General features: G+C 69.5%; 19 protein-coding genes. 8 read left to right on the top strand and 11 right to left on the bottom strand.

The genetic code is table 11. The features are described from left to right. Window positions 1–81 precede the first annotated feature (81 nt). Both ACFHW1_RS04110 and ACFHW1_RS04105 read left to right on the top strand, forming a co-directional pair. Complete coding sequence (locus ACFHW1_RS04110) at window positions 82–924, top strand: endonuclease/exonuclease/phosphatase family protein (RefSeq protein WP_416614838.1); 843 nt, start codon at window positions 82–84, stop codon at window positions 922–924. 91 nt (window positions 925–1,015) lie between these two features. Then, window positions 1,016–1,675, top strand: a complete 660-nt coding sequence (locus ACFHW1_RS04105; RefSeq protein ID WP_416550933.1) for a GNAT family N-acetyltransferase — start codon at window positions 1,016–1,018, stop codon at window positions 1,673–1,675. Here ACFHW1_RS04105 and ACFHW1_RS04100 read toward each other — a convergent pair. The 5 genes from ACFHW1_RS04100 to ACFHW1_RS04080 all read right to left on the bottom strand — a co-directional run bounded on the left by ACFHW1_RS04100 (window position 1,651) and on the right by ACFHW1_RS04080 (window position 8,710). Further along, complete coding sequence (locus tag ACFHW1_RS04100) at window positions 1,651–5,703, bottom strand: Eco57I restriction-modification methylase domain-containing protein (protein ID WP_416614836.1); 4,053 nt, start codon at window positions 5,701–5,703, stop codon at window positions 1,651–1,653. The genes ACFHW1_RS04105 and ACFHW1_RS04100 overlap by 25 nt on opposite strands. Before the next feature lie 100 nt (window positions 5,704–5,803). Further along, window positions 5,804–6,388, bottom strand: coding sequence for a DUF234 domain-containing protein (locus tag ACFHW1_RS04095; RefSeq protein ID WP_416614835.1), 585 nt, complete (start codon window positions 6,386–6,388; stop codon window positions 5,804–5,806). Next, window positions 6,324–7,115 carry an AAA family ATPase gene (locus ACFHW1_RS04090; RefSeq protein WP_416550930.1) on the bottom strand — a complete coding sequence of 264 codons (792 nt, stop codon included), beginning with the start codon at window positions 7,113–7,115 and terminating at the stop codon, window positions 6,324–6,326. The genes ACFHW1_RS04095 and ACFHW1_RS04090 overlap by 65 nt, the downstream gene beginning before the upstream one ends. A gap of 243 nt (window positions 7,116–7,358) precedes the next feature. Next, window positions 7,359–7,799: a PIN domain-containing protein gene (locus ACFHW1_RS04085; protein WP_416550929.1), complete on the bottom strand. Its 441-nt coding sequence runs from the start codon at window positions 7,797–7,799 to the stop codon at window positions 7,359–7,361. Next, window positions 7,796–8,710, bottom strand: coding sequence for a hypothetical protein (locus ACFHW1_RS04080; protein ID WP_416550928.1), 915 nt, complete (start codon window positions 8,708–8,710; stop codon window positions 7,796–7,798). Before ACFHW1_RS04080 ends, ACFHW1_RS04085 begins: the two co-directional genes overlap by 4 nt. Window positions 8,711–8,863: 153 nt before the next feature. On the opposite strand from ACFHW1_RS04080, the gene ACFHW1_RS04075 reads away from it, so the two are divergent. Then, window positions 8,864–9,013, top strand: coding sequence for a hypothetical protein (locus ACFHW1_RS04075; protein WP_416550927.1), 150 nt, complete (start codon window positions 8,864–8,866; stop codon window positions 9,011–9,013). On the opposite strand, the gene ACFHW1_RS04070 is transcribed toward ACFHW1_RS04075, so the two are convergent. From ACFHW1_RS04070 to ACFHW1_RS04060, 3 genes are read right to left on the bottom strand one after another with little or no spacing between them, the layout of a single operon-like run. Beyond that, the gene (locus tag ACFHW1_RS04070; RefSeq protein WP_416550926.1) at window positions 9,006–9,338 is read right to left on the bottom strand and encodes a hypothetical protein; all 333 of its coding nucleotides are present in this window, start codon (window positions 9,336–9,338) and stop codon (window positions 9,006–9,008) included. The genes ACFHW1_RS04075 and ACFHW1_RS04070 overlap by 8 nt on opposite strands. 5 nt (window positions 9,339–9,343) lie before the next feature. Beyond that, window positions 9,344–9,580: a hypothetical protein gene (locus ACFHW1_RS04065; RefSeq protein WP_416550925.1), complete on the bottom strand. Its 237-nt coding sequence runs from the start codon at window positions 9,578–9,580 to the stop codon at window positions 9,344–9,346. Further along, entirely contained in the window at window positions 9,577–9,939 is a 363-nt protein-coding gene (locus ACFHW1_RS04060) for a hypothetical protein (protein ID WP_416550924.1), read from the bottom strand. Before ACFHW1_RS04060 ends, ACFHW1_RS04065 begins: the two co-directional genes overlap by 4 nt. Before the next feature lie 358 nt (window positions 9,940–10,297). Here ACFHW1_RS04060 and ACFHW1_RS04055 point away from each other — a divergent pair, with 358 nt between their 5' ends. The 5 genes from ACFHW1_RS04055 to ACFHW1_RS04035 are packed head-to-tail and all read left to right on the top strand — an operon-like array spanning window position 10,298 to window position 13,274. Next, window positions 10,298–11,572, top strand: a complete 1,275-nt coding sequence (locus ACFHW1_RS04055) for a helix-turn-helix transcriptional regulator (protein ID WP_416614833.1) — start codon at window positions 10,298–10,300, stop codon at window positions 11,570–11,572. Next, a complete protein-coding gene (locus ACFHW1_RS04050; protein ID WP_416614832.1) occupies window positions 11,572–12,117 on the top strand; it encodes a GNAT family N-acetyltransferase in 546 nt (181 codons plus the stop codon). The genes ACFHW1_RS04055 and ACFHW1_RS04050 overlap by 1 nt, the downstream gene beginning before the upstream one ends. 39 nt (window positions 12,118–12,156) lie before the next feature. Next, the gene (locus tag ACFHW1_RS04045; protein ID WP_416614831.1) at window positions 12,157–12,579 is read left to right on the top strand and encodes a hypothetical protein; all 423 of its coding nucleotides are present in this window, start codon (window positions 12,157–12,159) and stop codon (window positions 12,577–12,579) included. 6 nt (window positions 12,580–12,585) lie between these two features. Beyond that, the gene (locus tag ACFHW1_RS04040) at window positions 12,586–12,828 is read left to right on the top strand and encodes a DddA-like double-stranded DNA deaminase toxin (protein ID WP_416614830.1); all 243 of its coding nucleotides are present in this window, start codon (window positions 12,586–12,588) and stop codon (window positions 12,826–12,828) included. Next, window positions 12,825–13,274 (top strand): Imm1 family immunity protein, encoded by a 450-nt coding sequence (locus ACFHW1_RS04035; RefSeq protein WP_416614829.1) that lies wholly within the window; start codon window positions 12,825–12,827, stop codon window positions 13,272–13,274. The genes ACFHW1_RS04040 and ACFHW1_RS04035 overlap by 4 nt, the downstream gene beginning before the upstream one ends. Window positions 13,275–13,488: 214 nt before the next feature. Here the strand turns inward: ACFHW1_RS04035 and ACFHW1_RS04030 are convergent, their stop codons facing one another. From ACFHW1_RS04030 to ACFHW1_RS04020, 3 genes are read right to left on the bottom strand one after another with little or no spacing between them, the layout of a single operon-like run. Further along, complete coding sequence (locus tag ACFHW1_RS04030; RefSeq protein ID WP_416614827.1) at window positions 13,489–17,502, bottom strand: Eco57I restriction-modification methylase domain-containing protein; 4,014 nt, start codon at window positions 17,500–17,502, stop codon at window positions 13,489–13,491. Beyond that, on the bottom strand, window positions 17,502–20,396 hold the full coding sequence (locus ACFHW1_RS04025) for a helicase-related protein (protein WP_416550918.1): 2,895 nt from the start codon (window positions 20,394–20,396) through the stop codon (window positions 17,502–17,504). The genes ACFHW1_RS04030 and ACFHW1_RS04025 overlap by 1 nt, the downstream gene beginning before the upstream one ends. Next, the gene (locus tag ACFHW1_RS04020) at window positions 20,393–25,702 is read right to left on the bottom strand and encodes a DEAD/DEAH box helicase (RefSeq protein WP_416614825.1); all 5,310 of its coding nucleotides are present in this window, start codon (window positions 25,700–25,702) and stop codon (window positions 20,393–20,395) included. The genes ACFHW1_RS04025 and ACFHW1_RS04020 overlap by 4 nt, the downstream gene beginning before the upstream one ends. Window positions 25,703–25,790: the final 88 nt, after the last annotated feature.

Raw genomic sequence — 25,790 nt, 5'->3', positions numbered from 1 at the left:
GCCTACGACCAACGAGCCACCGACTCGAAACTCGGATGTCGGAGAGCGGAATCCCGTGATGCCATGGGGTCCGGGGGGACGATGCGGATCGTGAGTGTGAACGCCTGGGGTGGGGCGCTGGCCGACGGGCTGTTGCCCTGGCTGGCCGACTGCCCGGCGGACGTCGTCTGTCTGCAGGAGGTGACCCGGACGCCTGGTCTGACCGGGTGGACCCGGTTCGACGACGGCGACCGCGCCCTGCCGCAGCGCGCGAACCTGTTCGACGACGTCCGCGCCGTACTGCCCCGCCACCAGGCGCTCTTCCTGGCCAGTGACTCCGGGCCGGTGACCGACGCGACGGGTGCCCGGCACCGGCAGGACTTCGGCGTGGCGACGATGGTCGCCGAACGGCTGCCTGTCGTCGGTGTCGACTCGGCCTTCGTACACGGGGAGTTTGTCGCCCATGGCGAGTGGACCGTCGCGGACCGTCCACGGGTGGCGCTCGCCGTCGGCGTCGTCGGGCGCACGGACGGCCGGCAGGTGTGGGTGGTGCAGGTGCACGGGCTGCGCGACCCGGCCGGCAAGGCGGACACCCCGGCGCGCCGGGCCCAGGCGGTACGGCTGACCGAGCTGGTCCAGCGGATACGCGAGCCGGACGATCTGGTGGTGGTGTGCGGGGATTTCAACGTACTGCCCGACAGCGAGACGTTCGACGTGCTGGGCGGTATCGGGCTGACTGAGCTGGTTGGCACGGCGGACACCCGTACGTCGCATTATCCGAAGCCGGTCCGGCACGCGAGCTATCTGCTCGTCTCCGACGTCGCCGCCGTCGAACGGTTCGAAATCGTGCGTCAGCCGGAAGTCTCCGACCACCGCGCCCTGCTTCTCGACCTGCGGGCCTGGCCCCGTCGGGCGGCAGATCCAGCCCTCGCATGTCCACCCTGACGGCGGGTACTCGTAGGCCATGATGGGCAGCGCCAACACTCTGACGCGGTCCCGCACCCCGGTGACGGGGTCGGGCCGCAGCGGAGCCCTCGTGCGGCCAGCCGAGCACGCCGACCTGGCGACGACGGCTCGCACGCATGTGGAGTTCCTGCCGGTCGGGCTGTTTCCGTCTCTCGGGGCAGGCTTCGTCCGCCGCTGGCACCGTACCTACCTCGACTCCCGGCACGGCGTCGGCTACGTGGTCACCAACCCGACGACGCCCGACGGCGACGTTGTCGGATTCCTGCTGGGCACCACCGACCAGGCCGCCCACATGGCGGCGCTGTTCGCCGACCGGCGGGCGCTGGCCGCACTGTCAGTTTCCGGCGTAGGTGCGGTGGTCCGCCGTCCATGGTTGGCCCGCCAGCTGTCCTCCCGGGTTGGACCGTGGGCCCGGCAGATCGCGCAGCGCCGGTCCGGCCAGCCGACCCCGGCGGACGCGCCGTCCGAGAATGCGCAGGTCGCGGTGATGGTCGCGGTGGCGGTGCAACCGAAGTGGCGGGGCAGTGGCATCGGGGCGGAGCTTGTCCGCCGGTTCGTTGCGGACGCCCGGCGCGCCGGGGCGGCAGAGGCCGAGCTGGTTACCCCGGTCGGGTCGGCCGGAGCGACCGGCTTCTACGAACGGCTCGGCTGGGAGCTCGGGCCGTGCTGGCACACCCGCGACGGTGACCAGCTTCAGGCGTACCGTCAACGCCTCGTCTCCGCAGTCTGATCGGACCGCCGGCCACGCCCAGGGGGCGGGTCGAGCGGGCAACGGTACGGCGTACCGGTGCGGACGGCAGCGGCCATCGCGTCGTAGCGCTCCAGGATCAGGCGTTTGGTGCGGTACTCGCCGTGCGCGTTCTCGTCCTTGTCCCGGACGACCTTGAAGGTCTCCATGATGTGGTCGACGTCGTCACGGTCCACCCCGTACAGGTGGAAGTAGGCGGCGTCGAGTTCGGCGCGGATGAGTTCACGTCGCTGCGGGTCCCACCGGAACGGCGGGCCGTCGTCGCCGAGGTCACGGGCGTACGGTGCGAGGTCGTGCGCGGTGTAGGTCAGCTCCAGCGCCCGGGGCCGGATCCACTCCGACAGGTCGACGACATCCGGATCCCAGGGCGCCCGTTCGGCGTACCGCTGCGGCGGCAGCACCGGCAGTTGGCGAAGCACCGCGTAGGTCAAGTGGGTTCCGGACAGCTTCTGGCGCGCGGCGTAGTCGGTAACCAGCGTGGCCAGGTTGGCCGCCAACGACCCCACAACCACCCGCTGCTGGTCGGAGATCAGGAGCGGATTGGTGTGGCCAACCGCGGCTAGCGGAATGACGGCGGGGATCAGGGTGCGTTCGTTGGTACTGGGGGCGATGTCACGCCAACCCAGCAGCCAGTCATGCGACCAGCGCCCGGCCAACCGATCGTCCACCGCCGACTTCGGCACCCAGTAGCGTGGCAGCGGCAGCCGCGCCGGATCGTCATGATCGGCGTCGGTGAGGCGGGGCAGCGTCCCGACGTTCAACTGCGCCTGCGTCGCACCCTCGTACGTACCCAGCCGGTGGTCGTAGGAGTGAGCCATCTTCGCCTCGTACAACGGCACCATCCGCTCGTCGCCCCGGACGAAGTGGTTGCCCTCCAACACCCAACCGTCGCCGACCAGCTCGTCATAGCCACGGAACAACCCCGAGTCGTTGGCCATGTGCAGCATCGCCAGGAACGACACACCCCACGGGTTACCGTCCGGACGGTCCTCGCGCCACAACACCGGCACCCGCCGGTAGATCCCCAACGTGATCTCCGCGTCCCGCCGGGACATAAACACCGGACACGTCCCCGTGTTCGGGTTCAACAGACTGATTTCCTCCGGCGACAACACGTACGCCCGCCGCGCGATCTGATCCACCTGCCGCACCCGGAACACCAACGACACCCGATCGACCGGCCGCCGACTACCCGCCACCGTCAACAGAACGAACCGGAACGAGTGATGCACCTCCGAGAAGACCCGGTCCTCGTTCTCGAAGTCGAACAACGACACCAGACTCCGACGGCGTACCAGGTCCTTGAAGAAGTCCTGGGTGGTCGCATCGGTGGCGATCCCGGTCGGGACGATGATGCCGACCTGGCCGGTGGTGGCGAGCAGCGTCCGGCTGGTTTCGGCGAAGACGGCGTACGTGTTGATGTCGCCGCGTCCGGTGAGCCGGTGCCGGCCGGCGGTCCGCAGCAGGTGGCTGATGCCGCTGGCGGTGCGCAGCGCCTTCGTCCAGCTCAGGTGCAGGTCACGCTCGGCGGGCTGCTCGCTGTCGGCGAGTGCGGCGATCAGCTTTTTGCGGGCGGCGGCGTTCGGCGCACCGGCGATCGCTTCGTGCTGGCCGTCGAAGAACTCCTGCTCCTGGAGTTTGACCCGCTCCCAGGGCGGGTTGGTCAGTACGCAGCTGAAGCCGCCGCGCCAGCCGGTGGCCGGGTCGACGCCGGCCCTGTCGGCGGGAACCCCGTCGGCGGGGACTTCGAAGATGTGCGGGAACTCGATGTGCCAGTGGAAGAAGCCGTACTGCCGGACCATCGTGTCGACGAGCTGCCGGGCGCGCTCTACGTCGTCGCTGCGCTCGTCGGTGGCGATGCGGGCCAGCATCGCGTTGGTGAGGCCGTACGCCCGGTTTCTGGGGATCTTCGGGGCGACGAACGCGGCGCACCAGGCGTCGGCGATCTGCCGCAGTCGGCGCCGGTGCGGGTCGAGGGTGCGGTCCCGCTGGGCTTGGATGTGTACGTCGGCGAGGGTTTCGCAGGGTGCCAGGTGGGCGATGGCGGCGGCTTCGGCGGCGAGGTCGAGGTTGCCGGCGCTGTCGGTGGTCAGTGGTCGGACACCGGGTGACTGGCTGGCGTTTTCCCGGCGCAGGGCGGTGACGACGGCTCTGCTGTCGCCGTCGAGGGCGGTGTACGCGGCGTCGGGGATGCCGGCGGCGAGTTGCGCCGGGGTGGCACCGAGCAGCGAGTTGCCGACCCGCAGGTGCGCGTCGAGGTAGCCGAGGGGTTTGCCGGGTTCGACCGCTTCCAGCCAGAGGGAGAGTTTGGCCAGTTCGACGGCCATTTCGTTGCTGTCGACGCCGTACAGGCAGCGGGTGGTGACCTTGCGCATCGCGGCCTGGACGGCGTCGGGGTGGGGTTCCAGGTCGTCGGTTTCCTCGATGGCGATGCGGCGGGCGATGCGGCGGGCCGCGCCGATGAGGAAGTGCCCGGATCCGCAGGCCGGGTCGCAGACGGTGAGGCGTTCCAGGGCGGCGACGCGTTCGGCGGGGGTGTCGGCGTCGCAGGCCTCGTCGAGCAGCGGCTCCAACGTGGAGTCGAGGAGTCCGTCGACGAGGGACGGCGGGGTGTAGTAGGCGCCGGTCTTCTTCCGGTCGCTGCCTTTGACCTTGACGAAGCAGAATCTGCCGGTGTGGGCGTCCCAGCAGGGGTGCAGCTCCAGCAGTGCCTCGTACACGCTGCCGAGTTCATCCGCGCCGAGCCGCGCCCAGTCGACCCACTGCCGGCGGTCGGCCCGCCGGCCGGTCAGGACGCTGAGCTGGGTTACGGCGGTGAGCAGCGCCGAGTTGGCGAGCAGGGCGCGGCGCAGCGGCAGGTCGAGTTCGCTGGTTTCGAAGACGCCACCGAGGGCGGGCAGGCCGATCACCTGGCCGCCGGCTTCCGAGCCGAGCAGCTGGAACACCAGGGCGGTGCTCTGCCACAGGTCGCCGTGCCAGGAGTGGCGGCGGGTGTCGGCGAGGCGGCGCAACCGGCGGGAGGAGAAGTAGGTGTCGTAGCGGTCGCGGGCGGCCCGGCTGGCGTGCGGGTCGAGCAGGACGCCGCGGTCCTCGACGACCATCCAGAAGATCAGCTTGTAGACGAGCCGCAGCAGGGAGCGTTTCAGGTCGGCCAGGGTCAGCCGGCCGGCGGCGACGTCGTCGCGCAGTTGCCGGTTGTGCGGGTGGCTGAGGAAGCCCTGTCCGAGGGTCTCCAACGCTTCGTGTACGCCGTACCGCAGGCTGGTGAGGGCGCGTTCGCCCTGCCGCGCGCCGTAGGTGCGCCACTCTTCCAGCGGGCAGGAGGCGACGCCGGCCTGCGGGTCGCTGATCTCGAACCGGCTGGCGTGGGCGATCCGGTAGAACAGCAGGAAGTCGGCGAACAGTTCGCCCTGGAAGATCGCCGCCAGGTCGAATTCGAGGTACGCGCTGCCGGCGAGGTTGGTGGAGTCGCGCAGTAGTCGCAGCTGCGGCCCGTTGCACAGCACCGCCCACAGGTGCTGGTCGCTCTGGTTGAGCAGCCGTTGCACCATGACGTGTGGTGCCGCGTCGGCCGGGGAGCGGGTGCCGCGCGGCACTCCGGCGGCCCGCCGGTCGAGGTCGGCACCCCAGGGGGCCAGGTGCACCGGCAGGGCCTGCTGCCATCGGTGGCTGACCGGGAACGGCTGTTCGTCGACGACGATGCCGCCGGGTAGGCGTTCGATGCCGTCGAAGTCGAGGGTACGCAGCAGGGTGTGCCGCCAGTCGTCGGCGGCGCGCCGCCGGGTGCGGCGGCTGCCGGTGCCGGCCTGCTGGTCGGCGTACCGGTTGAATTCGTCGCGCAGGTAGCCGAAGTCGCGGTTGGCGATCCGGCGGACGGATTCGCCGGCGGTCAGGTGGTATGAGCGGGCGTCGATGCCGGGCACGGTCGGGTCGCCGTCGCGGATGCGGCCCAGGACGCCGCCGGGCAGCAGGCTGCCGACCAGGTTGACCGCCGAGTGCGCCAGCGCCATGCTCGCCCTCCCCAGGCCGAGCCCCCGCGTCTACATGTGGCGATCATTCAGTCACGATCAGCAATCTTTCGCTGTCGAGTAGCCGACAGATCACCGCGTGCTACCGGTCCTGCCAGGCGGCAAGTAGGTCGGTGGGCTGGTAGAGCACGTCGAGGCCACGGCAGGACGCGCCGCTGCGGGAGACGGCGACGGTCGGCACCGGCTCGTCGGTCAGCGCTGCCCGGTGCCGGAACAGCGCGGACAGGTCGTGCCCGTCGAACGGCGACTGGTCGTGCCATTTGATCGAGCCGACGAAGTACAACTCGCGGGCGATCGGTGCCCGGTCGGCACCGACGATGTCGATCTCGACGTCGTTGGATCTGGTCCAGTACGCGCCGATGGCGGGTGCCGCCGGCAGCGAGTCGTCGGGCAGCAGCCGGGCGAGCGCGTCGCGGATCAGTGGCTCGACGGCCCGGCCCCGCCAGCTCGGAAAGCTCGTCCGGATGCGGGTCAGGGTCAGGTCACCCCGGCCGCGTTCGATCTCCGGCATCGCGGGGGCGAGAAACCGCAGCCAGAAGCGCAGGTACGGGTCGACGATCCGGTAGCGGCGGTCCTTCGACGGGCGGGTGGACAGCGGTAGTTCACCGGTGACGAGCCGCTTGGCCTGCAGGGTTTCCAGGGATCGTTGCAGCGACGTAGCCGACATTTCGCCGGCCGTACGGGCGATGTTGGTGAACGTCCGCTCGCCGGAGCCGATCGCGGTCAGCACCTTGCGGGCCTGGAGCTGGGCGGGGAACTCGGCGGCGAGTGACCGTTCCGCGGAGAGCGGCGTCGATCGCGTCGGCGGGTGGCAGGTCGAGCATGGTGGCGAGGTCGGCCGGGTTGAGCGGGCCGAGCACCATCTCGCGGCCACGCTGGTGGAACGGCCGACGGTAGTCGTTGAGCGCCTCCATCATCGCCAGGTCGGAGCCGATGAGGACGAGCAGCACCGGCTTGCGGGACAGCAGCCGGTCCCAGGCCCGCTGCAGGACGCCTTCGAACTGCTGCTCGGGATCCATCAGATAGGGCACTTCATCGAGGACGACGACGCTGGGAGTGTCGTCGGGCAGCGCCGCTGCCAGCAGCCGGAACGCGGCGTCCCAGTCCGACGGGTTGGCGGCGGCGATCAGGTCCCGGCCGGGCAGGGTGGATTCGGCCGCGTCGGCGACGAGTTGCCGCAGTTCGGTGGCGGTGCCGGCACCGGCGGCGGTGAAGTAGAGGTACGGCACCTGCGCGTCGTCGACGAACCGCTCGACCAGGCGGGACTTGCCGACCCGCCGCCGCCCTCGGATGAGCAGGCAGCGGCCGGGCCGGTCGTCCCGGGCCGAGGCGATGCGGTCCAGCTCGGCGGCGAGGGTGCCGAGTTCCCGGGTACGCCCAACGAAGCTCGCCACGCTAACTCCCATGTTAGTAACACTGATGTTAGTAACATCCAGGTTATCTCAGGCGTGAACATGGCGGCACAGCCACCGCGAGGGCTGCGATATTTGGCTCAGCTACTGCAAAACTTGCCTGTACGACTAATATTGCAGAAGGCAGCGAAATTTTGCAGCAGGGAGCGGTGGCTAAAACGAACAAGTCTCACAGTCCTTGCTGACCCTGCCACACCCCACACAGACCGTCCGGAGATCGCAACCTCACAGATCAGGGTGAATGAGTCTCAGGTCAGGGAAAGATTTCGAGATCGTCCCGAAGTCGCTCAGGTTGTTCGTGGCGACCGGCAGTTGCGGGCGAAGCGCCAGGGCACACGCAGCGGTCCAAAGGTCGTTCGTGCCGCCCTTCTGTAGGTGCCCGGAGAGCTTCGCGTGCATCTCTGCCCAAAGCTCTACGACCTGGGACGTGTAGGGAACCACGACGAAGGACTTGAGCCGCCTGCGCAGATCCTCTATGCGACGAGCACCCCACCGTCGACGGTGGGCGTTGGCGAGCAGCTCACCGTACGTAGCGAAACTCACGGCCTGCTCGTGACCTGCGGTGAGGCTAATGAACGCCCTGCCATGATCGGCTCCCATCAGCCAGTAGCTCACGACGTCCGTGTCAATGAGCAGTGGCCCATTGGGGACGTCCTCCGGCCTCATTCGGCGAGAGCCGCGAGGAATGCGGCTCGCTCATCGTCCGTCAAATCGGTCATCCCTAGCTCGGCCGCGTTGACCCAGCCGTCCGTTCCTTGTGCTGTCTGGAGTCCAGCAAAGGTCTGGGGCTCCCAGAACGAGTCAACGTCAAGCTCCAGTTGGGTGCTTCGGGAGACTGCGCGCAGGTCGACGCTGGTAGCCTGCGCTGTCCGAGGGTGGTAACGCACGTAGCCCTCAAGATTCGCGCGGGAGCGCAGTGCCTCCTGAATCTGGTCAGCAAGCTCGGAGGAGAAGTTGACTGCTACAGCGTCGCCGCTGGCAAGACGCAACCGAGCGGTGTGGCTTTCGAAATCTGCCTCGAAAAGCACCCCGGTCAGGGTCTCATCCCTGCTCGTGGGCACCCGGTCACCGATGCGCTGCAGGCGTTCCCGAACTGCAGCATCGATAGTCGCTTGGCGTGAAGCCTGTCCCGTCGACATCGGGGAGTCATCGATCAAGGTCATCGCTGTGTTTCGGTCGCCGATCCCTAGATCTGCGGCTAACCGAGCGACCGCGGCGGCCAGCTCCGCGTCTGTTTCCGGGCCACCGCCGGTGATCACGGCTAGCAGCCGATCAAAAGCAAGAGAACTCAGGTCCGCGACGGAGATAGGCAGCTCGTCGTCGTTTGGCTCTGCCGCTTCCGGCAAGGCGAAGACTCCGACAAAGCTTCCGCTCTGGATATCTACCATGCGAAGGCGCGCCGCGCTTTCGATAGCCTGGACGTGCCGACCGGTCCCACGCCGGGCCTTTCCGAGGACCAGGTACGCCGCGTGGGCTATGGCACGTTCAAGACCAAGAATCATGCGGGCGACGTCGGCCGCCGCGACGCGGCCGGGCTCGGCGTTGACGCCTTCCAGCTTCGCCCGGACGATCCTCATGAGCCGCGACTCCTACATCTGATCCCTGTCGTCGAGGACCTGGTGCCTCGCCATGCAGTCTAGAAGGAACCACGCAGGGTCGTGGTCCCCTGACCGACCGACGACGAGCCGAATTCGGTTGCCGGGGTGGGTGGGAGCTCTACCGTGGGCGGGGTGTTGACGCCCGCAGACCGGGCCGTACGCGCGGGACGCCGCCCGCACACCGGCTCGGTCGACGACGCGGCAGGGTGGCAGACCCTGCGTGACTATCTCAAGCCGATGAACGGCGACGGCGCTGCGGTTGAGACCGGCCGACTCACCTGACGGTTCGTCGGGCCTGTTCGGCTCGCCACAGCAGTTCGCCCTGCCCGGCGGCTGCCTCGTTGGCGGCGATCCATTCGTCGATCTCGGCCCGGTGGTCGGCGTAGTAGCGCAGCGCGACGTTGACGCTGTGCCGGGTCAGCCCGGTGCTGGCCATCATCTCGGTGACCAGCTCGTCGCCGTCCAGCTCCGGGGATGCGGCCTTGAGCGCGTGTCGCGCGGCGATGACCTCCCACACGTCGGGGCCGCCGGCCAGCGCGGCCCGCTGCCCGGTCGGCCCGTCGCGCAGCAGGATGCCGGGGTACTTCGCACCGTCGTACAGGCTCATGGGAGCTACTCCTCCTCGCCGGTAGGAAGTGCGGGTCCGTCGTCGGTGACTCCGTCGGGGAGCCGGCCGGCGGCGGCGAGCCGCTCGTACGCCCAGCGCCAGTCGTCGCAGCGGCTCCGCAGGCAGGACACGCAGACCTTGAGCGTCGGCGAGTCGGTGTGGGCGGCCAGCATGTCCCGGTAGACGGCGACGAGGTCCTCGCGGACCGGCACCGCCTCCCCGGCGGACGGCCCGCTGCTCACCGCGCACCCGCGTAGTAGTGGTGCCGGCCGTTGGCCTGCCGCTGCGGGTCGAACCGTGCCTCGAACTGCTCGGTCTGCCATGCGCGCAGCGCGTTACGCACCCGGTCGGCCTCATTCCAGGCCATCCGCAGCTCACGGCGCAGTTCGTCGACCTCGTCGGCGACCCGCTCCAGGTAGCCGTACACCTCGTCGGGGTCGAGGCCGCCGCGCCAGCGGCGCGGCAGGAACCGCATGGCGCGCACCGCCGGCCCGGTCAGCCGCGATCGCCGTACGCCGTTGCGTCCGCTGTTGCTCTGGTAGTCGCCGCCGGTCGCCGCCGTCAGCCTGTGCTGTACGGTCGCCGCGTTGCGCCTGAACACGTTGTGCCTCCTGTGGGGAGAAGATCGTGGAGAGGCGCCGGGGCGGGCGGGATCACGCCAACCGAGTTTGCAGACCTGGGAGCCGCGTTGCCGGGCACCCGCCCCGGGCCGTGCCACCACAATGCCGGGCGTACGCGGCCCGCCGGCAGATGCATTTCTGGTGCATTCCTGTTGCATTCCTGTTGCATCGCACGCTGGCCTGCGAAAACAGGTGTGCGACAACTTACCCGCATCGCCGTGGAATTTCCACGCCAGGTCCAGCGGAAAAGTTATCCACAGCCCATTGCATTGATCTTGTAGATCTGTGTGTACTACGTGCACCGTGGACATTGGTCCGACGCGACGGGAGGGCGTCCAGGTGACGGCACGGCGGCACGACCTGGTCAGGCAGCGCAGGACGGCAGGCTTCAGCCAGGAAGGACTGGCCAGGCTCCTACAGGTCGATCGCACGACGATCGCCCGCTGGGAGCGCGGTGACACAGACCCACAACCAGCGGTACGGGCACGGCTCGCCGAGGCCCTCGACCTGCCGATTGATCAGCTCGACGCACTACTCGGTGCCGCGCCGACGAATCTCGCTCTGGACAGCACCGATTCCGGCGGTACGGTGGCATTTGGGGATACCGATGGAGGTGATCTTGTGAACCGCCGTGCTTTCGCGATCAACACTGCTCTCGTCGGCCTCGGCATCGCCACACCGCTGCGCGACTGGATCACATCGCCGCAGGTGCCGCAGCACCTCGGCATGGAGCACATGCAGCAGGTCTCCGAGACGATCCTGGCCTTCCGGCGTGCCGACGCGGCGGTCGGCGGCGACAGCCTGTGCGACGTCGCTATCGCCATGCACCGCCGCCTCACCCGCTGGGAGCGCGAGGCGAGCTACAGCCGCCAGGTCGGCGAGGCCCTGCAAGACTGCCTCGGTGATCTGGAGGTCCAGACCGGCTGGCTCGCACTGGATGCCGAGCGCCGCCAGGACTCCCGCCACTACCTGCACGAAGCCTTCGTCCGCGCCCGGCTCCGTGACGACCCCCGGCTTGAGGTGCGCGCGCTCCAGCAGCTCTCGATGCTGGTGCGGGATGCCAATCCATCGGAGGCGTTGCGCTACTCTGAGGCGGCCCAGCGGATCGCCGCGCCCTGGGCCACGCCCCGTCTAAAGACCCTCCTGCACCTGCGTTCGACGCTGGCCCACGCCAAGGCGGGCGATGCATCCGGCTTCGGACGCGAGCTGGTCAAGGCCAAGACCCAGTTCGACCAAGGGCTATATGACGACGATCCCGTCTACACCGCCTTCGTCACTAATAACGAGGTCATCGCCGCCGAGGGTCTGTCGCACCTCGCGCTCGGTCGGCCCGACCGGGCAGCAGCGAGCTTCCGCCGCGAGAGTCCGGACCCGATCTTCAAGCGCAACGAGTACCTCGGCAGAGTCAACCTCGCCAATGCGCTGCACCAACAGGGCGACTCGGCTGAGGCAGGAGCGATCGCGCTCAGTGCCCTGCCGGCAGTTGCCTCGCTTGAGTCCAGGCGAACCCGGCGTCGCCTGGCGTCGCTGCGTGCCGACCTCGGGCGGACGGCTCCTCACGTGCCGGCGGCTCGTGACTTCATCGAGGCATACGACGCGGCGAAGGTCGCCTGATGGCGGTTGACGGTCTCAAGCTCGACGTCTACGACGCTGACCAGGCGAAGGCAATCCTTGAAGACCTGGTCGCCGTCTACATCGAGGTCTATGACGAGCCGGCCGACGCGTTCCACGGCGAGGACCGCTACCGCCGGCAGATCAACGGGCACATGACGCTGCCGGGCTGGAAGCTCGTCACCGGCACAGTCGGCAACGAACTCGTCGGCTACGCGTACGGCTTCCCGCTGTCGTCGGACCGCTGGTGGGCCGGGCTGCTCACGCCCGTACCGGCTGGCTTCACCGCAGAGGACGGGCAGCGCACCTTCGCGATCAGCGAACTCATGGTCCGCGAGTCGTGGCGGCGGCAGGGCATCGCCCGCGCGCTGCACGACGAGTTGCTCGGCAACCGGGAAGAGTCCCGAGCCACCCTGCTCGCCGACCCGAAGAACGTCCCGGCACAGGCCGCGTACGCCTCCTGGGGCTGGCGCACCGTCGCCCAGCTCCGCCCCAACTGGGACAACTCCCCCACCTACGACGTCCTCATCCTCCCACAGCGCGAGTAGGCCGCCAGACCGTGAGCGTCTGCTCGATGGGTGAAGGTCATGAGCATCCTTGCTGACGTCGCCGCGATCGTGCGAGCCCGAGTCGCTGATCTCAACGTGGCTATCGGTGAGCTGTACACCGCTCGCTCAAAAATCGAGCGGGCACATTGGCAGATGGCCGCCGCTACGCGCGGCACTGATGATGCGGGCCTCTCGCAGGCGATCGCGGAGCTGGTCCGCTGCTCGGTGCGGGTCGATCATGGCGCTTCCCTCGTCATCCACACGACCGAGAACCTCGCGTACTTCTTCACAACGATGCTGGGATTCCCGCTATCCGCCGACGGCAGCGGTCGCCCGCTACAGCAGCCCGAGTACCTTCGCCCGGATGCTGTGCCCACCTGGGTGCAAGCCGATCTGGAGCGGACGACAGGTCCGGGCGCGGGCGCGCCGGGTCTCCGGCGGGATGACAAGATCAACCAGTAGCCGCGGTTGAAGTCAGCGGTCGAGCATGTCGAGGGCCACGCTGCAGCTTTCATGCGCCGCGCGGGCGCACCAACGGAGGCGGTCTTGGTCGTCAGCCAGCCGCCTTGCCCTGGGCCGTACGGCTGCAACGCGGTCCTGCCGGCCCTCCTACCCGTAAACTCTCGTCTAACCGTCTACCTCGCGAGTGCGGATGGCCAGGCCCGGCTCTGGAAGACCTATATCGGCACCGGGGAAGGAACAGTCACGTGACGACGTACGAGGTTACCTGGCTGGGGACGGGCCACGCCGTCGTGACCGACCCCTCGCAGATAGACGAGGTGCTTGGTCCACTACAAGAGGCCGGACAGCCCTGCGTGGTCGATGTTTTTCGTTACCGTGACGGCAGGCCGGACGGTGGCGTCCAAGTCGGGGTAGGTCATGCGCACCGGTCGTTCGTGCTCTACTTTGGCGAGCCAGACGGAGGGTACGCGGTCGAGCCTGGTATTGAGCCCTGGGGTTGTGACATCGAGTTCAGCTATGGCGGCCAGCCCACCGGCTACGATCCCTCCGAGACGCGGATCACGCCTGGTCGGGCTATTGCGCTCGTCCGCCAGTTGGTCGCTACGGACAGTCGCCCAGCCGGTGTGGATTGGGATGAAGGCGTCGATTCCAACGCCACTCCGACCGACGTCCAGTGGGAATCATTAGACGCCTGATTCAACAGAACAAGACCTACAGTAAATACTTATTGGCCGCACTGGAGAAATTGGCGAGAAAAACGAATTCTTGTTCCCACAAAGCTCCCAATCGGCTTCAAGCCGACAGCCTGAAACCTGTCGTCGATGCACGACACGCAGCAAGCCGGTCTGGTCCTTGCAGGATAGGCAGCCACGTCCCCGCATACGACCGTGGCACAACGGCCCAGCCTCATCAGTGATTGGCTCCCTCTGCGGAGTGGCGCGGGACTTGGCCGGGTGAGGGGTCGAGCGGGGTTTGGTACGGCGTACCGGTGCGGATGGCGTCGGCCATCGCGTCGTAGCGCTCCAAGATCAGGCGCTTCGTGCAGAACTCGCCGTGTGCCCTCTCGTCCTTCTCCCGGACGACCTTGAAGGTATCCATGATGTAATCGACGTCATCCCGATCCACCCCATACACATGGAAATAAGCAGCATCCAGTTCAGCTCGTATTATCGCTCGACGCTCCGGTATCCAACGGAATGGCGGCCCATCATCCCCAGCCTCCCTTGCAAACTGCTGGAGGTCGTAAGCAGTGTAGGTCAGCTCAAGGACGCGGGATGCAAACCACTTGTCTATTGTTTCTTTCGCAAGCCATGGAACTACAGAATCGCACCACCCCCGTGGCATCACCGGAAGCTGCTTGATCAGATAGTAACTGGCATTCGTTCCGCTCATTTTGTTGCGCATGACGTAGTCGACGACATATGCAGACAGGTTTGCCAGGAGCTGCATAACGCCACTCGATAGAATAACTACGAATGCGGAGTCGCCGACGGCCGCGAGCGGAGTGAGGAAGCTGATCAGCGTCCGTTCATCAGTTGATCTTGCGATCCTGCGCCAGCATAGTAGTGTTCCATTTGATCCTGAACCAACCCTGTCGAGAACCTCGGATCTCATCACCCAGTAGCGTGGCAGCGGCAGCCGCGTCGGATCGTCATGATCGGCGTCGGTGAAGCGGGGCAGCGTCCCGACGTTCAACTGCGCCTGCGTCGCACCCTCGTACGTACCCAGCCGGTGGTCGTAGGAGTGAGCCATCTTCGCCTCGTACAACGGCACCATCCGCTCGTCGCCCCGGACGAAGTGGTTGCCCTCCAACACCCAACCGTCGCCGACCAGCTCGTCATAGCCACGGAACAACCCCGAGTCGTTGGCCATGTGCAGCATCGCCAGGAACGACACACCCCACGGGTTACCGTCCGGACGGTCCTCGCGCCACAACACCGGCACCCGCCGGTAGATCCCCAACGTGATCTCCGCGTCCCGCCGGGACAGAAACACCGGACACGTCCCCGTGTTCGGGTTCAACAGACCGATCTCCTCCGGCGACAACACGTACGCCCGCCGCTCGATCTGATCCACCTGCCGCACCCGGAACACCAACGACACCCGATCGACCGGCCGCCGCACACCCGCCACCGTCAACAACGAAAACCGAAACGAGTGATGCACTCCCGGAAAGACCCGGTCCTCGTTCTCGAAGTCGAACAACGACACCAGACTCCGACGACGTACCAGATCCTTGAAGAAGTCCTGGGTGGTCGCATCGGTGGCGATCCCGGTCGGGACGATGATGCCGACCTGGCCGCGCGGGTGCAGGACCGTGCGGGCCGTCTCGGTGAAGACCGAGTAGGTGTTGATGTCGCCCTTGCCGGTCAGCGGGTAGCGGCCGGAAGCCCGTAGCAGGTGGCTGACCCCGTCCGCTTCGTGCAGGGCGGCGATCCAGTCGGCGTACAACGCCTGCCGGGCCGGGCGCTCGTCGGTGGCCAACTCGGCGATCAGCTTCTTGCGCGCGGCGGCGTTCGCCGCACCGGAGATCGCCTCGTCCTTGTCGGCGAAGAACTCCTGCTCCTGCAGCTTCACCCGCTCCCACGGCGGGTTGCCGAGGACGCAGGAGAAGCCGCCCTGCCAGCCGGTGGCGTCGTTGACCGGGCCGTGGTCGGGCACCCGGAAGATGTGCGGGAACTCGATGTGCCAGTGGAAGAAGCGGAACTGCCGGTGCAGCCGCTCCACCTGGTCCTCGACCGCGGCCAGCTCCAGTGATGCCTCACCCTTGCCAAGCCGCTCCAACACCGCCTGCGTGATCGCCGTACCCCGGGAATCTGGGGTTTTGGCCTGCACGAACGCGGCGCACCAGGCGTCCGCGACCAGCCGGGCGTGGCGTCGCTCCTGCTCCAGGACCTGCGCCCGCTTCGCCTGCACGTGCACGTCGGCCAGCGACCCCGGCTCGACCCGCGTCAGCTGGGCGGCCTCCTCGGCGAGCGTGGCGTTGCCGACCTGGACGCCGCCGCTCCACAACAGCTCCGTCTGGCCGCCGGCCTCCGCCGCGTTCTGCTTCTTCAACGCGGTGGCGACCTTCTTGTCGTCGCCGGTCAACGCGGTGAACGCCGCGTCCGGGATGCCGTCGGCCAGCAGCCGGGGCGTCACCCCGAGCAGCGAGTTGCCGACCCGGATGTTGGCGTCCAGGTAGCCCAGCGGCCGGCCCGGCTCCATCGCCTCCAGCCACAGCGACACCTTCGCCAACTCGGCGGCCATCTCGTTGACGTCGACGCCGTAGATGCAGCGGCCGATCACCCGGCGCAGCGCCGAGCGGACCGCCAGCGGCGTCGGCTCCAACTCGTCGGTCTCCTCCGCGGCGACCCGCTTCGCGATCCGCCGGGCCGCCGCGATCAGGAAATGCCCCGACCCACACGCCGGGTCGCAGACCGTCAACTCCAGCAGCGCCGCCACCCGCTCCGGCGCGGTCGGCCGGTCGCACGCCTCGTCGATCAGCGGATCCAGCGACGACTCCAGCAGCGACTCCACCAGCGACGACGGGGTGTAGTAGGAGCCGGTGGTCTTGCGTTCGTTGCCGGCCAGCCGTTCCGTGCCGAACCGCCACGCCGACGCGTCCCAGCGGGGCCGCAGCTCCAGCAGCGACTCGTAGACGCTGCCCAGCTCCTCCGCGCCCAGGTGGCGGAAGTCGACCCGCTGCCGGCCGCCGCCGCGCCGCTGCGGCAGCACCGCCAGCGCCTCCACCGCCTCCAGCAGATGCCGGTTCGACAGCTTCGCCGCCGCCAACGGCCGGTCCAGCGGACCCGGCTCGAACAGCCCGCCGATGCCCGGCAGACCCAGCCGGGGCTGGCCCGCCTCCCGGCCCAGCGAGTCGAAGACCAGGCGGACCGCCTCCCACAGGTCGCCGTGGCGGGAATGCCGCCGCCGCACCGCCAGGTCCCGCAGCCGGGCCGCCGAGAAGAACGTCGCGTAGCGGCGCCGGGTCGCCGCGTCCGCCTGCGGATCCAGCAGCGAATCCCGGTCCTCGGCGACGAACCAGAACAACAACCGGTAGATCACCCGCAGCAGAGACCGTTTCACGTCCTCCAGGCGCAGCGTCGCGTCGGCGACCTGGCCGCGCAGCGCGGCGTTCTCCGGATGGGTCAGCAGCCCGGTGCCGAGGATCTCCAGCGCCCGTTCCACCCCGTCGCGCAGCTGCTCCAACGCGCGTTCGCCCTGCTTGGCACCGGCCGCCCGCCACTGCTCCAGCACACACGACGCCGGCCCGGCCGCCGGATCGGCCGGACGCATCCGGGACGCGTGCGCCAGCCGGTACAGCAGCACGAAATCGGCGAACAGCTCCCCGTCGAAGATCGCTTCCAGGTCGAACTCGATCGACGCCGAGCCGACCAGCGTCGTCGAATCCCGCAGCAGCCGCAGCTTCTGCCCGTTGGACAGCACCGCCCACAGGTGCCGGTCGCTGCGGTTCAGCAGCTGCTGCACCATCGAATGCGGGGCGGCGCCGGCCGCGCCGCGCACCCGCGCCGTCCGCCGGTCCAGGTCCACCCCCCAGCCGAGCAGATGCACCGGTACGGCGTCCCACCGGTGCGACACCGGGAACGTCAACTCGTCGACGGCGATCCCACCGGTCACCGGCGTCAACGGGTCGAAACCCAGCTCCCGCAGCAGCACCAGCAGCCAGCGTTCCCGGGTCAACCGGGCCGGTGCGCCGTCGCCGGCCCGCTCCCGCTGCCGGCTGAAGTCCCGCCACACCTCCTGCAGGTAGGCGAACGACCGGTTGGCGTAGCGGCGCACCGACTCACCCGACTGCAGGCCGTACGCGGCCGGATCCATCCCCGGCAGCTCCCGGTCGCCGTGGCCGATGCGCTGCAGCAGACCACCGGGCAGCAGACCGCCGTCGACCCGTACCGCCGGATAGATGCCCGCGCCGCTCATCACTGCTGCCCTTCGGGAAGGTAGAGGTAGACGCCGAGCACGTCGGCCGGTTTCTGCGCGGTCACCGTGACCTGCCGGCGGACCCGCTGCCCGACCGCCTCCCGGACCCGCAGATGCGCGGCCCGCAGCCGGTCGGCGAGCTCGTCGGCGGTGGCCGACAGATGGTCGGTGACCGCGTCGAGCTGGCCGACGACCCGGGTCAGCAGCGGTGTCGCCGTGTCCGGCAGCACGTTGCCGGTCGGGGTCGCCGACAGCAGCGCCGCCGTCTCCTCCTCGGTCAGCCACTCGGCCGCCCGCGGGGCACCCCGGAACGCCAGCACCCGCGCCTCCTCGGCGACCATCGGACGCGGCTCACCGCCCGCCGCCGCGCCGGCCGGCAACGTCAGATGCAGCCGGAACCGCACCAGCAGCAGCGTCGTGCGTTTCGACACCGCAGCCGTACGCATCACCCCGGCCCGCCGCGCCGGCCGCTTCTCCGCCGACAGCTTGTCCGCCGGCAGCGACGGATTCAGCGCCGACTCCAGCACCTGCCGGGCCAGCGCCGACACGTACGGGTCGGTCCGGTCCAGATGCGCCGCGCCCGGCGGCGTCGGCAGCTCACGGCGCAGCTGCAACACCCCGGCCTTGCCCTGCCCCGCCTTCGTCGGCCGGGACGGGAAGGCGTCAGTGACCTGGCCGGGCAGCCCGGCCAGGTCGGCGTCGAACCCGTACGGCCGCTCGACCACGTCGGCGCCGAACGCGGCCAGCGCGGTCGCCGCGAACTCGGCCACCTCGGCCGGAGTGCCCAGACTGGCCCGGATCTCGGCCAACTCGTCGGCCACCTCGGCCGGTTTGATCGCCCGCTGGGCGTACTTGGTGCGCGACTCCTTCTCCCGCTCGGCCGCCGAGTCCCACTGCCGGTGCAGCTCCTCCCGAGGGCCGGCGGCCAGCGCGTCGATGGTCAACTGCTCCGGCTGCTCCGGCGCCACCAGCAGCTCGTGGGCGATCGTCTGCAACACGTCGTCGCTGGCGTCCGGCACCGGCACCGAAATGCCCAACGTTTCGCGGATCCGGTTGTGCTTGCGCAGCAGCACCTTCAACACGATCTCGTCGATCCGGTTGTCCGCGCCGTAGATCATCACCGCGCGTACCGTCGGGGCGACCTGGCCGAACCGGTCGACCCGGCCTTCCCGCTGCTCGTGCCGGGTCGGATTCCACGCCAGGTCGTAGTGCACCACCGCCTGGAACCGTTCCTGCAGGTTGACCCCCTCGGACAGGCAGTCGGTGGCGACCAGCACCGGGCGGCGGCTGGTGTCGGCGGTCAACTCGGCGATCCGGGCGGCCCGCTCCTCCGGTGGCAGCGCCCCGGTGACGCAGCCGACCGCGAAGTTACGGCCCAACGCCGCCTCCAGCCGCTGCGCGACATACTCGGCGGTGTCGATGTAGCGGCAGAACACCACCGGGTTGAAGCCGTCGCCGAGCAGCGTCTTGACCTCCTTGACCAGCAAGGTCAGTTTGGCGTCGCCGGCTCCGGCCAGCGCCTCGGCGCGCCGGGCGAACTCCCGCAGCCGGCGCTGCTCGGCGCTGCCGCCGCCACTTTCTGCTCCTGGGTCCGCGCCCGGGGTCGCGTCCGCCGACTCCTGGGTCTCGTCGTCGGGCAGGTCCAGCACCGCCGCCCGGCCCAGGTTGTCCGCGTCCTCGGCGCTGTCGGCGTCGGCGTTCGCCGCCCGGGTCCGCAGCGTCGCCGCCGCAGCGGCCGGCGACGACGCCAACGCCCGCAGCAGCGCCAACGCCGACCAGTAGCGCACCCGCTGGTGCACCTGCCCACCGAGCGGATCCCGCACCACCTGCCGGGCGTACGCCACCACGTCGTCGAACAGGTCGCGGTACTCGCCGGACAGCCGGTAGGCGCGCTCGGCGGTGTGCCGGTCCTCCGGGAACGGGGTGTCCTCCAGGAAACCCCGGATGTCGGCGCGGCGACGCTGCACGAAATGCCGGGCCAGCCGCTCCCGACCCGTCACCTGGTGGAGATCCACCGTGGCCAGCTCCGGATCCAGCAGCCCCAGCAGGTTGCGGAACCCGGTGTCCTTGCCGCTGTGCGGCGTCGCCGTCACCAGGATCAACTGCCGGGCCGGGTCGGCGGCCAACCGGCGTACCAACTCGTAGCGCAACATCCGGAACTTGCCGGCCCGCCGGTCGTCGTCCGGCACACAGCCGTGCGCCTCGTCGACGATCACCAGGTTGGGGCAGCTGCGGACGAACTGCTCGCGCAGCTCCGCCCGCTTGATGAAATCGGTGGAAACCACCACGTGCCGGTAGCGGTCGAACACCGAATCGGTCGAGCCGACCAGCGACGCCTGCAACCGGCGTACGGTGCCCGGCAGCACCAGCTCGGCGGCGATGCCGAACTTGGCCGCCAACTCCCGCTGCCACTGCTCGGCCAACGCCGGGCTGCACAGCACCGCCAGCCCGTCCGCGTCACCCTGGGCCAGCAGCTCGGCCGCGATCAACCCACTTTCGACGGTCTTGCCGATGCCGACGTCATCGGCGATCAACATCCGCACCGGATCCTGACGCAACGCCATCAGCAGCGGCACCAGCTGGTACGGCCGGGGCTCCACCGCCACCGCGCCCAACGACCGGAACGGCCCGCCGGAGGAGCGGAACCCGATCCGCAGCGCCGTCCGCAGCAGGCCGGCCCGGCTGGCGTTGCCGGCATCGGTCGGATCCGGGTACGCGAACGTCGCCGACCGGACCTCCTCCACCTCCGGCAGCACCGCCGCGCGTTCGTCGTCCGCCCCGCCGAGCGGACGCAGCACCAGCACCTCCGGCTCCGACTCGGGCAGCACCACCCACTCCCGGCCCCGCGCCGTGACCAACGTCCCCGGCTCGAACCGCTGCGCCGCCACCGTCACGCACTGCCTCCCTGCCGCCGCCCGAACACACCGGGATACCGATCCACCACGCCCTGCCAGTCACCGGCGGTCACCCGGATCGGGGTCCAGCCGGCGTCGATCACACTCTCCTCGGCGTCCACGTCCCGCCCGGCGCATGGCTGCGCGCCCGGCTCGTCGACGAAAACCACCGCCCGCTGCTGCCGGTAGGTCAGATCCGGGCTGGCCCCGGCGACCGGTTCCGCCACCGGATCCGGCCCCCGGTACGACTCGCGCGCCAGCCAGGCCACGAACTCGGCAACCGACCCGCCGACGCTACCGGCACCAGCCGGCCCGTCGCTGCCCACTGGTGGGCAGTCGCCGCCCGGCGTCCGGCCGGTCGCCGGCTGGTCGGTCGCCGGTCGCTCAGCCGTCGCCGCCGCCGACGCGAACGACACCAACAGCTGCGCCACCAGGTGCCGGTTGATCCGCCGGTGAAACCCCTGATTCGAGTACGACAACAGACAGTCGTAGCAGCCCTGGACACAGTGGTCGGCCCCGGCGTCCGGCTGGTCCACATCGACACCGGCCGGGTCGAAGTGCGCGATCTCCAACGCCTTCGCCGCCACCCGCGCGACCGCGTACGGCTCCTCGACCAGCCGACGCAGCACCCCCGCCCCGCCCTCGGCGCTCTCGATGAACAACATCCGGCCACGGTCATCCGGATCCGGCAGCAGCTCACCGGTCAGCTCCGAATCCTCCAGCTGGAAATGCGCCTCGATGCCGCGTTCCACTGCGTACAGCAGGGTCACCGCCATGTCGTCGGACACCCGCTCGGCCAACCGCAGCACCAGAATGTTGCGCCGGTCCTGCACGTACGGAATCACCCGCTCCGGCGCGGCCACCTTGTCGATCCCCGTGATCGCCGCCTCATCCGAGGTCAGCTCCTCGTCGTCGGCCCGGTTCTTCTCCGTCGCCTTACGCTCGGACAGCCAGTCACCGGTCGCCGGATCCAGGAAGAAGCCCCGGACGCTGGCCTCCTTGCGGCGGCGCAACCCCAGATTGGCCCGCCGCACCGTCGCCGCGTCGCCGTAGACCAGCTCAGCCAGCGGGCTGCCGTCGGCGGTGGTCACCGTCGCCGTCAACCGGCCCGGCCGCCGACCGTGCTCATGGAAGCGGTACGACGTCTCGATCTCGAACAGCGACCGACGCCGCTCCTCCTCATCCGACGAGATCCGCTCCCGCCGCTGCGTACGGACCGTGTACAGGCGCAGCAGATTGGTGTCCGTCGCACCCAGCCCCTGCCCGCAGTTCACACACACGTCCCAGCCGACCTCGTCGTCGTGCAGATGCCCGCACTCGGCGCACCGCCGCGCCGACGAGGTCAACACCCCGTCGGCGTTCGACGCCACCTGATGCAGCTGCACGCCGCGCACCAGGTAGCGGGCGCCCTCGTGGTAGATCAACGCACCCGGGCCGAACTCGCTGATTCCGATGAACCGGGGTCGGTGGATGTAGTCGCCCTTGCGCCCACCGGCCAGCCCCGGCACGTACGCGGCCAGCGGCAGCCGGGGGAACGAATAGCCGGGCAGGAAGCCCTCCGACGCCAGGTAGCGGAACGTGTAGAAGTCGGTCTGCGGCTCGTCGGAGTCCTCGTTGGCCAACAGGTTCAGCTGCACCCGGGCGTCGTTGGCCCGCCGGCTCGCCTCCTCACGTGCCTTGCCGGTCACATTGGTGTCCACCGCCCGACGGTTCTGCACCTCGTACTCGCGCAGCGCCGCCTGGTAGAGCTGCCGCCAGCGGCCCAACGCCGCGTCGAACTCGTCGTACGCCTGCTCCACCGTGTCGGCGACCCAGCGGTCCCGCCACCAGGGTGCCCCGGCAAGCGCCCCGCCTGGGGTCCCGCCGAACGCCCCGCCGACATCGCCGGCCAGGACCGCTTCCGCGCGGGCCAGCGTCCGCTTACGGGCATCGTCGTCGCGCAACTTGCGGACGAACTCCGGCCGGATCCGCAGCGCCGGGGCCTCCCCACCGGTCTCCAACAGCCGCACCAGCGAACTGGGCAGCTCGGCCCCGGTCTCGGCCAGCCAGATCGCCTGCACGTGTGACCGCACCAGATCCTCGTTGGCCAGATCGAGCCGGGGCGCCTGCACCGCACCACCGACCATCAGCTGCGGGCGTCGAAAATAGAACTGGTCGTGTGCGTTGCCCGTCGAGCAGTAGGTGACCACCAGCGCCGGCTGCCCGGACCGGCCGGCCCGCCCGGCCCGCTGGGCGTAGTTGGCCGGCGTCGGCGGCACGTTACGCATCGCCACCGCGTTGAGGTCCTTGATGTCGACGCCCAGCTCCATCGTCGGCGAGCAGAACAGCAGCGGCAGCGCCGCTTCCTGGAACTGCTTCTCCCGCTTCTGCCGGTCCGCCGCCTCCACCTGGGCGGTGTGTTCCTTCGCCTGCAACCCGGCCAGCAGATGTGAAGTGTCCCGGTACAGGTCCCGGAAGAAGGTGTTGACCCGGGCACCGGCCTCACCGGAGAGCACCTTGCGGACCCGGTCCTCCGCGCCCACCGTGCCGTCCCCGGCCTGCCAGATCAGCGCGTCCGACTTCAGCCGGTAGCCGCTGACCAGGTCGTCGCCGTCCGGCGGCACCTCGATGACCAACGTGGCCTCGGCCAGCACCGCCAGCAGGTCGCGGATCATGTCCTGCGCGTCGGCGACCGTGCAGCCGTCCTTGCCGTACTGGCGGATCAGGTACTTGCCGAACGCGCCCCGGCCGGACAGGTGCAGGTGCAGCAGTTTGCGCCGCTCACCCTTGCCACTCGGCTTCGGGAAGGCGACCCCGGCGACGACCGCCCGCTCCCGTTCACCCAGCTTCCACGGCTCGGCCAGCTGCTGGCGGGACAGCTGGTCGATCTCGTTGAAGCCGCTCTCGGTCAGGCACCGTACGTCGATCGCCAGGTTGCGGCGCAGCTCGTCCAGCAGCGTCGAGGCCACGTCGTGGCGGCGTTCCGGTTTGTCGTCGCGCAGCAGATGGTGGCTGCGCGACCAGATCTCCTCGTCGACGGCGACCTCGTCGAGATAGCGGTAGCCGATCCGCAGCAGGCCGGTCTGCTCCAGATTCGGCATGGTGACCCGCCAGCCGCGTTCCAGATCGAGGTAGAGCCGGTAGTTGACCACCTCGCGCAGCGCCCGCCAGATCTCATCCTTGCCGTACCGCACCTCCGGTGTCCGGGCGAACTGCCCCAGCTCCAGTCGCAGCGCCTCGGTGACCCGCTGCGCCACCCGTTCGTGGGTCAGCCCGTCCGGAGTTGCCGCCACCGCCCGGTAAAGCGCACCGCGCAGCTGCACCACCTGGACGAAGTCGTTGAAGTGGCCGGCCTGCAGCGAGGCGTCCTGCCGGTTGTCGACGAAGGCGAGCAGCTTGCGGGCCTCCGCCGGCAACTGCGGGGCGGCCCGCAACGCGCGTACCACGCTCGCCCCGACCACCGACAACGCCGAACTGCGGCCCTCGACGGACAGCTTCGCCAGCTGGGCGAAATCCTTGCCGCGCTGGCGTTCGTAGGACACCTGGCAGCGCAGACAGAACCGGAACGGCGACGAGATCCAGGCCGCCGGCACCCCCTGCCCCGGTGCCTGCTCGGTGCCCATCGGGTCGAGATACACCAGCTCCGGCAGGTGGCGTTCCTTCGTCGGGGCCACGATGGTGCGGCCGTCGTCGGCCAACAGCGTCCACGAGTACGGCAGCCGGGCGTCGCTGAGCACCGTGTCGAGATCCGCCGGCCACGGCTGGTCGTCGCTGATGTAAAGGTAGCCGGCGTCACCGGTGGCCGACTCCACCTCGCTGCCCGCCTCGAAGCCGTGGTCGGCGCGCCGGACGATCAGATAGTCCTGGCCGCATTCGCGGCAGAAGGCCAACGGCACCAGCGCCTTCGCCTGGTCGACCGTGCTGGTCGGGGAGAGCGCCTGGTAGCGGCTGGTCACATGCCGCACCGACGGCGGCTCGATCGTGGTGTAGACGTTGTCGCCCTTGGACAGGAACTGGTGCAGCCGGAACGCGAAGAACGGCCGCCCGGTCCCCGGGTCGTCGAGCCCCGCACCGGCGGCCAGCACCGCCTCGATCGCGGTGGCGCACTCCCGGCCCGGCACCCCGGTCAGCCCGGCGAGCAGATCCGCGGCCTGCGGGACCGTCCGGGGCCGGCGCAGCCGCACCGGCCGGCCGGTCGCCGGGTCGGGCTCCACCCCGAACGCGCCCTCGACCCACGCCGCCAACGGATCGGTACGTAACCCGTCGACGTCCGGCCGTGGCGGCTCGACGGCGGCCCACCGCAGGACCCGGCCGCGAAGACCGGCGGGGTCCGCGCCGGCACCCGCCGGCACCCCGGTGGCCGGTGCGCCACCGGCCGGCGCTCCGGTGGCCCGCTCCAGCGTCTCGACGATCACGTGGCCGGGGTCGACGGTGGTGCCGAACAGCCGGCTCGCCACCTCGGCCACCTTGATCCGCTGGTCGGCGCCGGTGGTGTCGGAGGCCATCGTCGCCGAGGTGCCGACGCACTGCACCTGCGGCGCGGCGAAGGCGTCCCGGGCCCGGCGGACCAGGAACGCCACGTCGGCGCCCTGCCGGCCGCGATAGGTGTGCAGCTCGTCGAGGACCAGGAACCACAGGCCACGGGCGGCCCGGGTCAGCGGCCCACGTTCGGCGTGCCGGGTCAGCACCAGTTCCAGCATCACGTAGTTGGTGAGCAGGATGTCCGGCGGGTCGGCGAGGATCCGCCGCCGCTCCTCGGTGTTCTCCTGCCCGGTGTAGCGGGCGAACCGCACCGGCGGGGCCCCGCCCGGCAGGCCCCAGCTGAGGAACTTCGTCAGCTCGTTGAGCTGGCTGTTGGCCAGCGCGTTCATTGGATAGACGATGATCGCCTTCACCCCGGGCCGGTAGGTGCCGTCGGCCTTGGCCCGCAGCACCCGGTCGACGATCGGCACGATGTACGACAGGCTCTTGCCGGAACCGGTGCCAGTGGTCAGCACGTAGCTGTGCCGGTCCCGGGCGATCTCGATCGCTTCCCGCTGGTGCTGGTGCAGCCGCAGCGGCCGCGCCCCCGGGTCGTCCGGCTGGCGCTTGATCCGGAAGATCCGCTCGTTGTCGGGGTGCAGCAGGCCCTGCTGCACCAGCTCGTCGACCCTGCCGCCGGAGGCGAAGTTGGGATTGAGCGACAGGAACGGTGCCGGCCACTGGTAGCCCAGGGCGGTCAACTCCGCGAGGTGTTCGGCGATCTTCGGGTCGCGGGGGTCGACGAAACTGGACGTGAACTCCTTGTAGTCCTCGATGAGCTTGTCGCGTACATCGAAGACGTCCACCGCTGCTCCCCGGCCCGGCACCACTGACAGTCCGTCGATTCAATCACCGCCCGGGTACGCACGGTAAGTCCCGCCATCTGGTGCATTT

This window comes from Micromonospora sp. LOL_014, assembly GCF_048060245.1.
GTDB lineage: Bacteria > Actinomycetota > Actinomycetes > Mycobacteriales > Micromonosporaceae > Micromonospora_E.
Note: the sequence above shows the minus strand (reverse complement) of the source record. Positions and strands in the feature narration are given on the sequence as shown.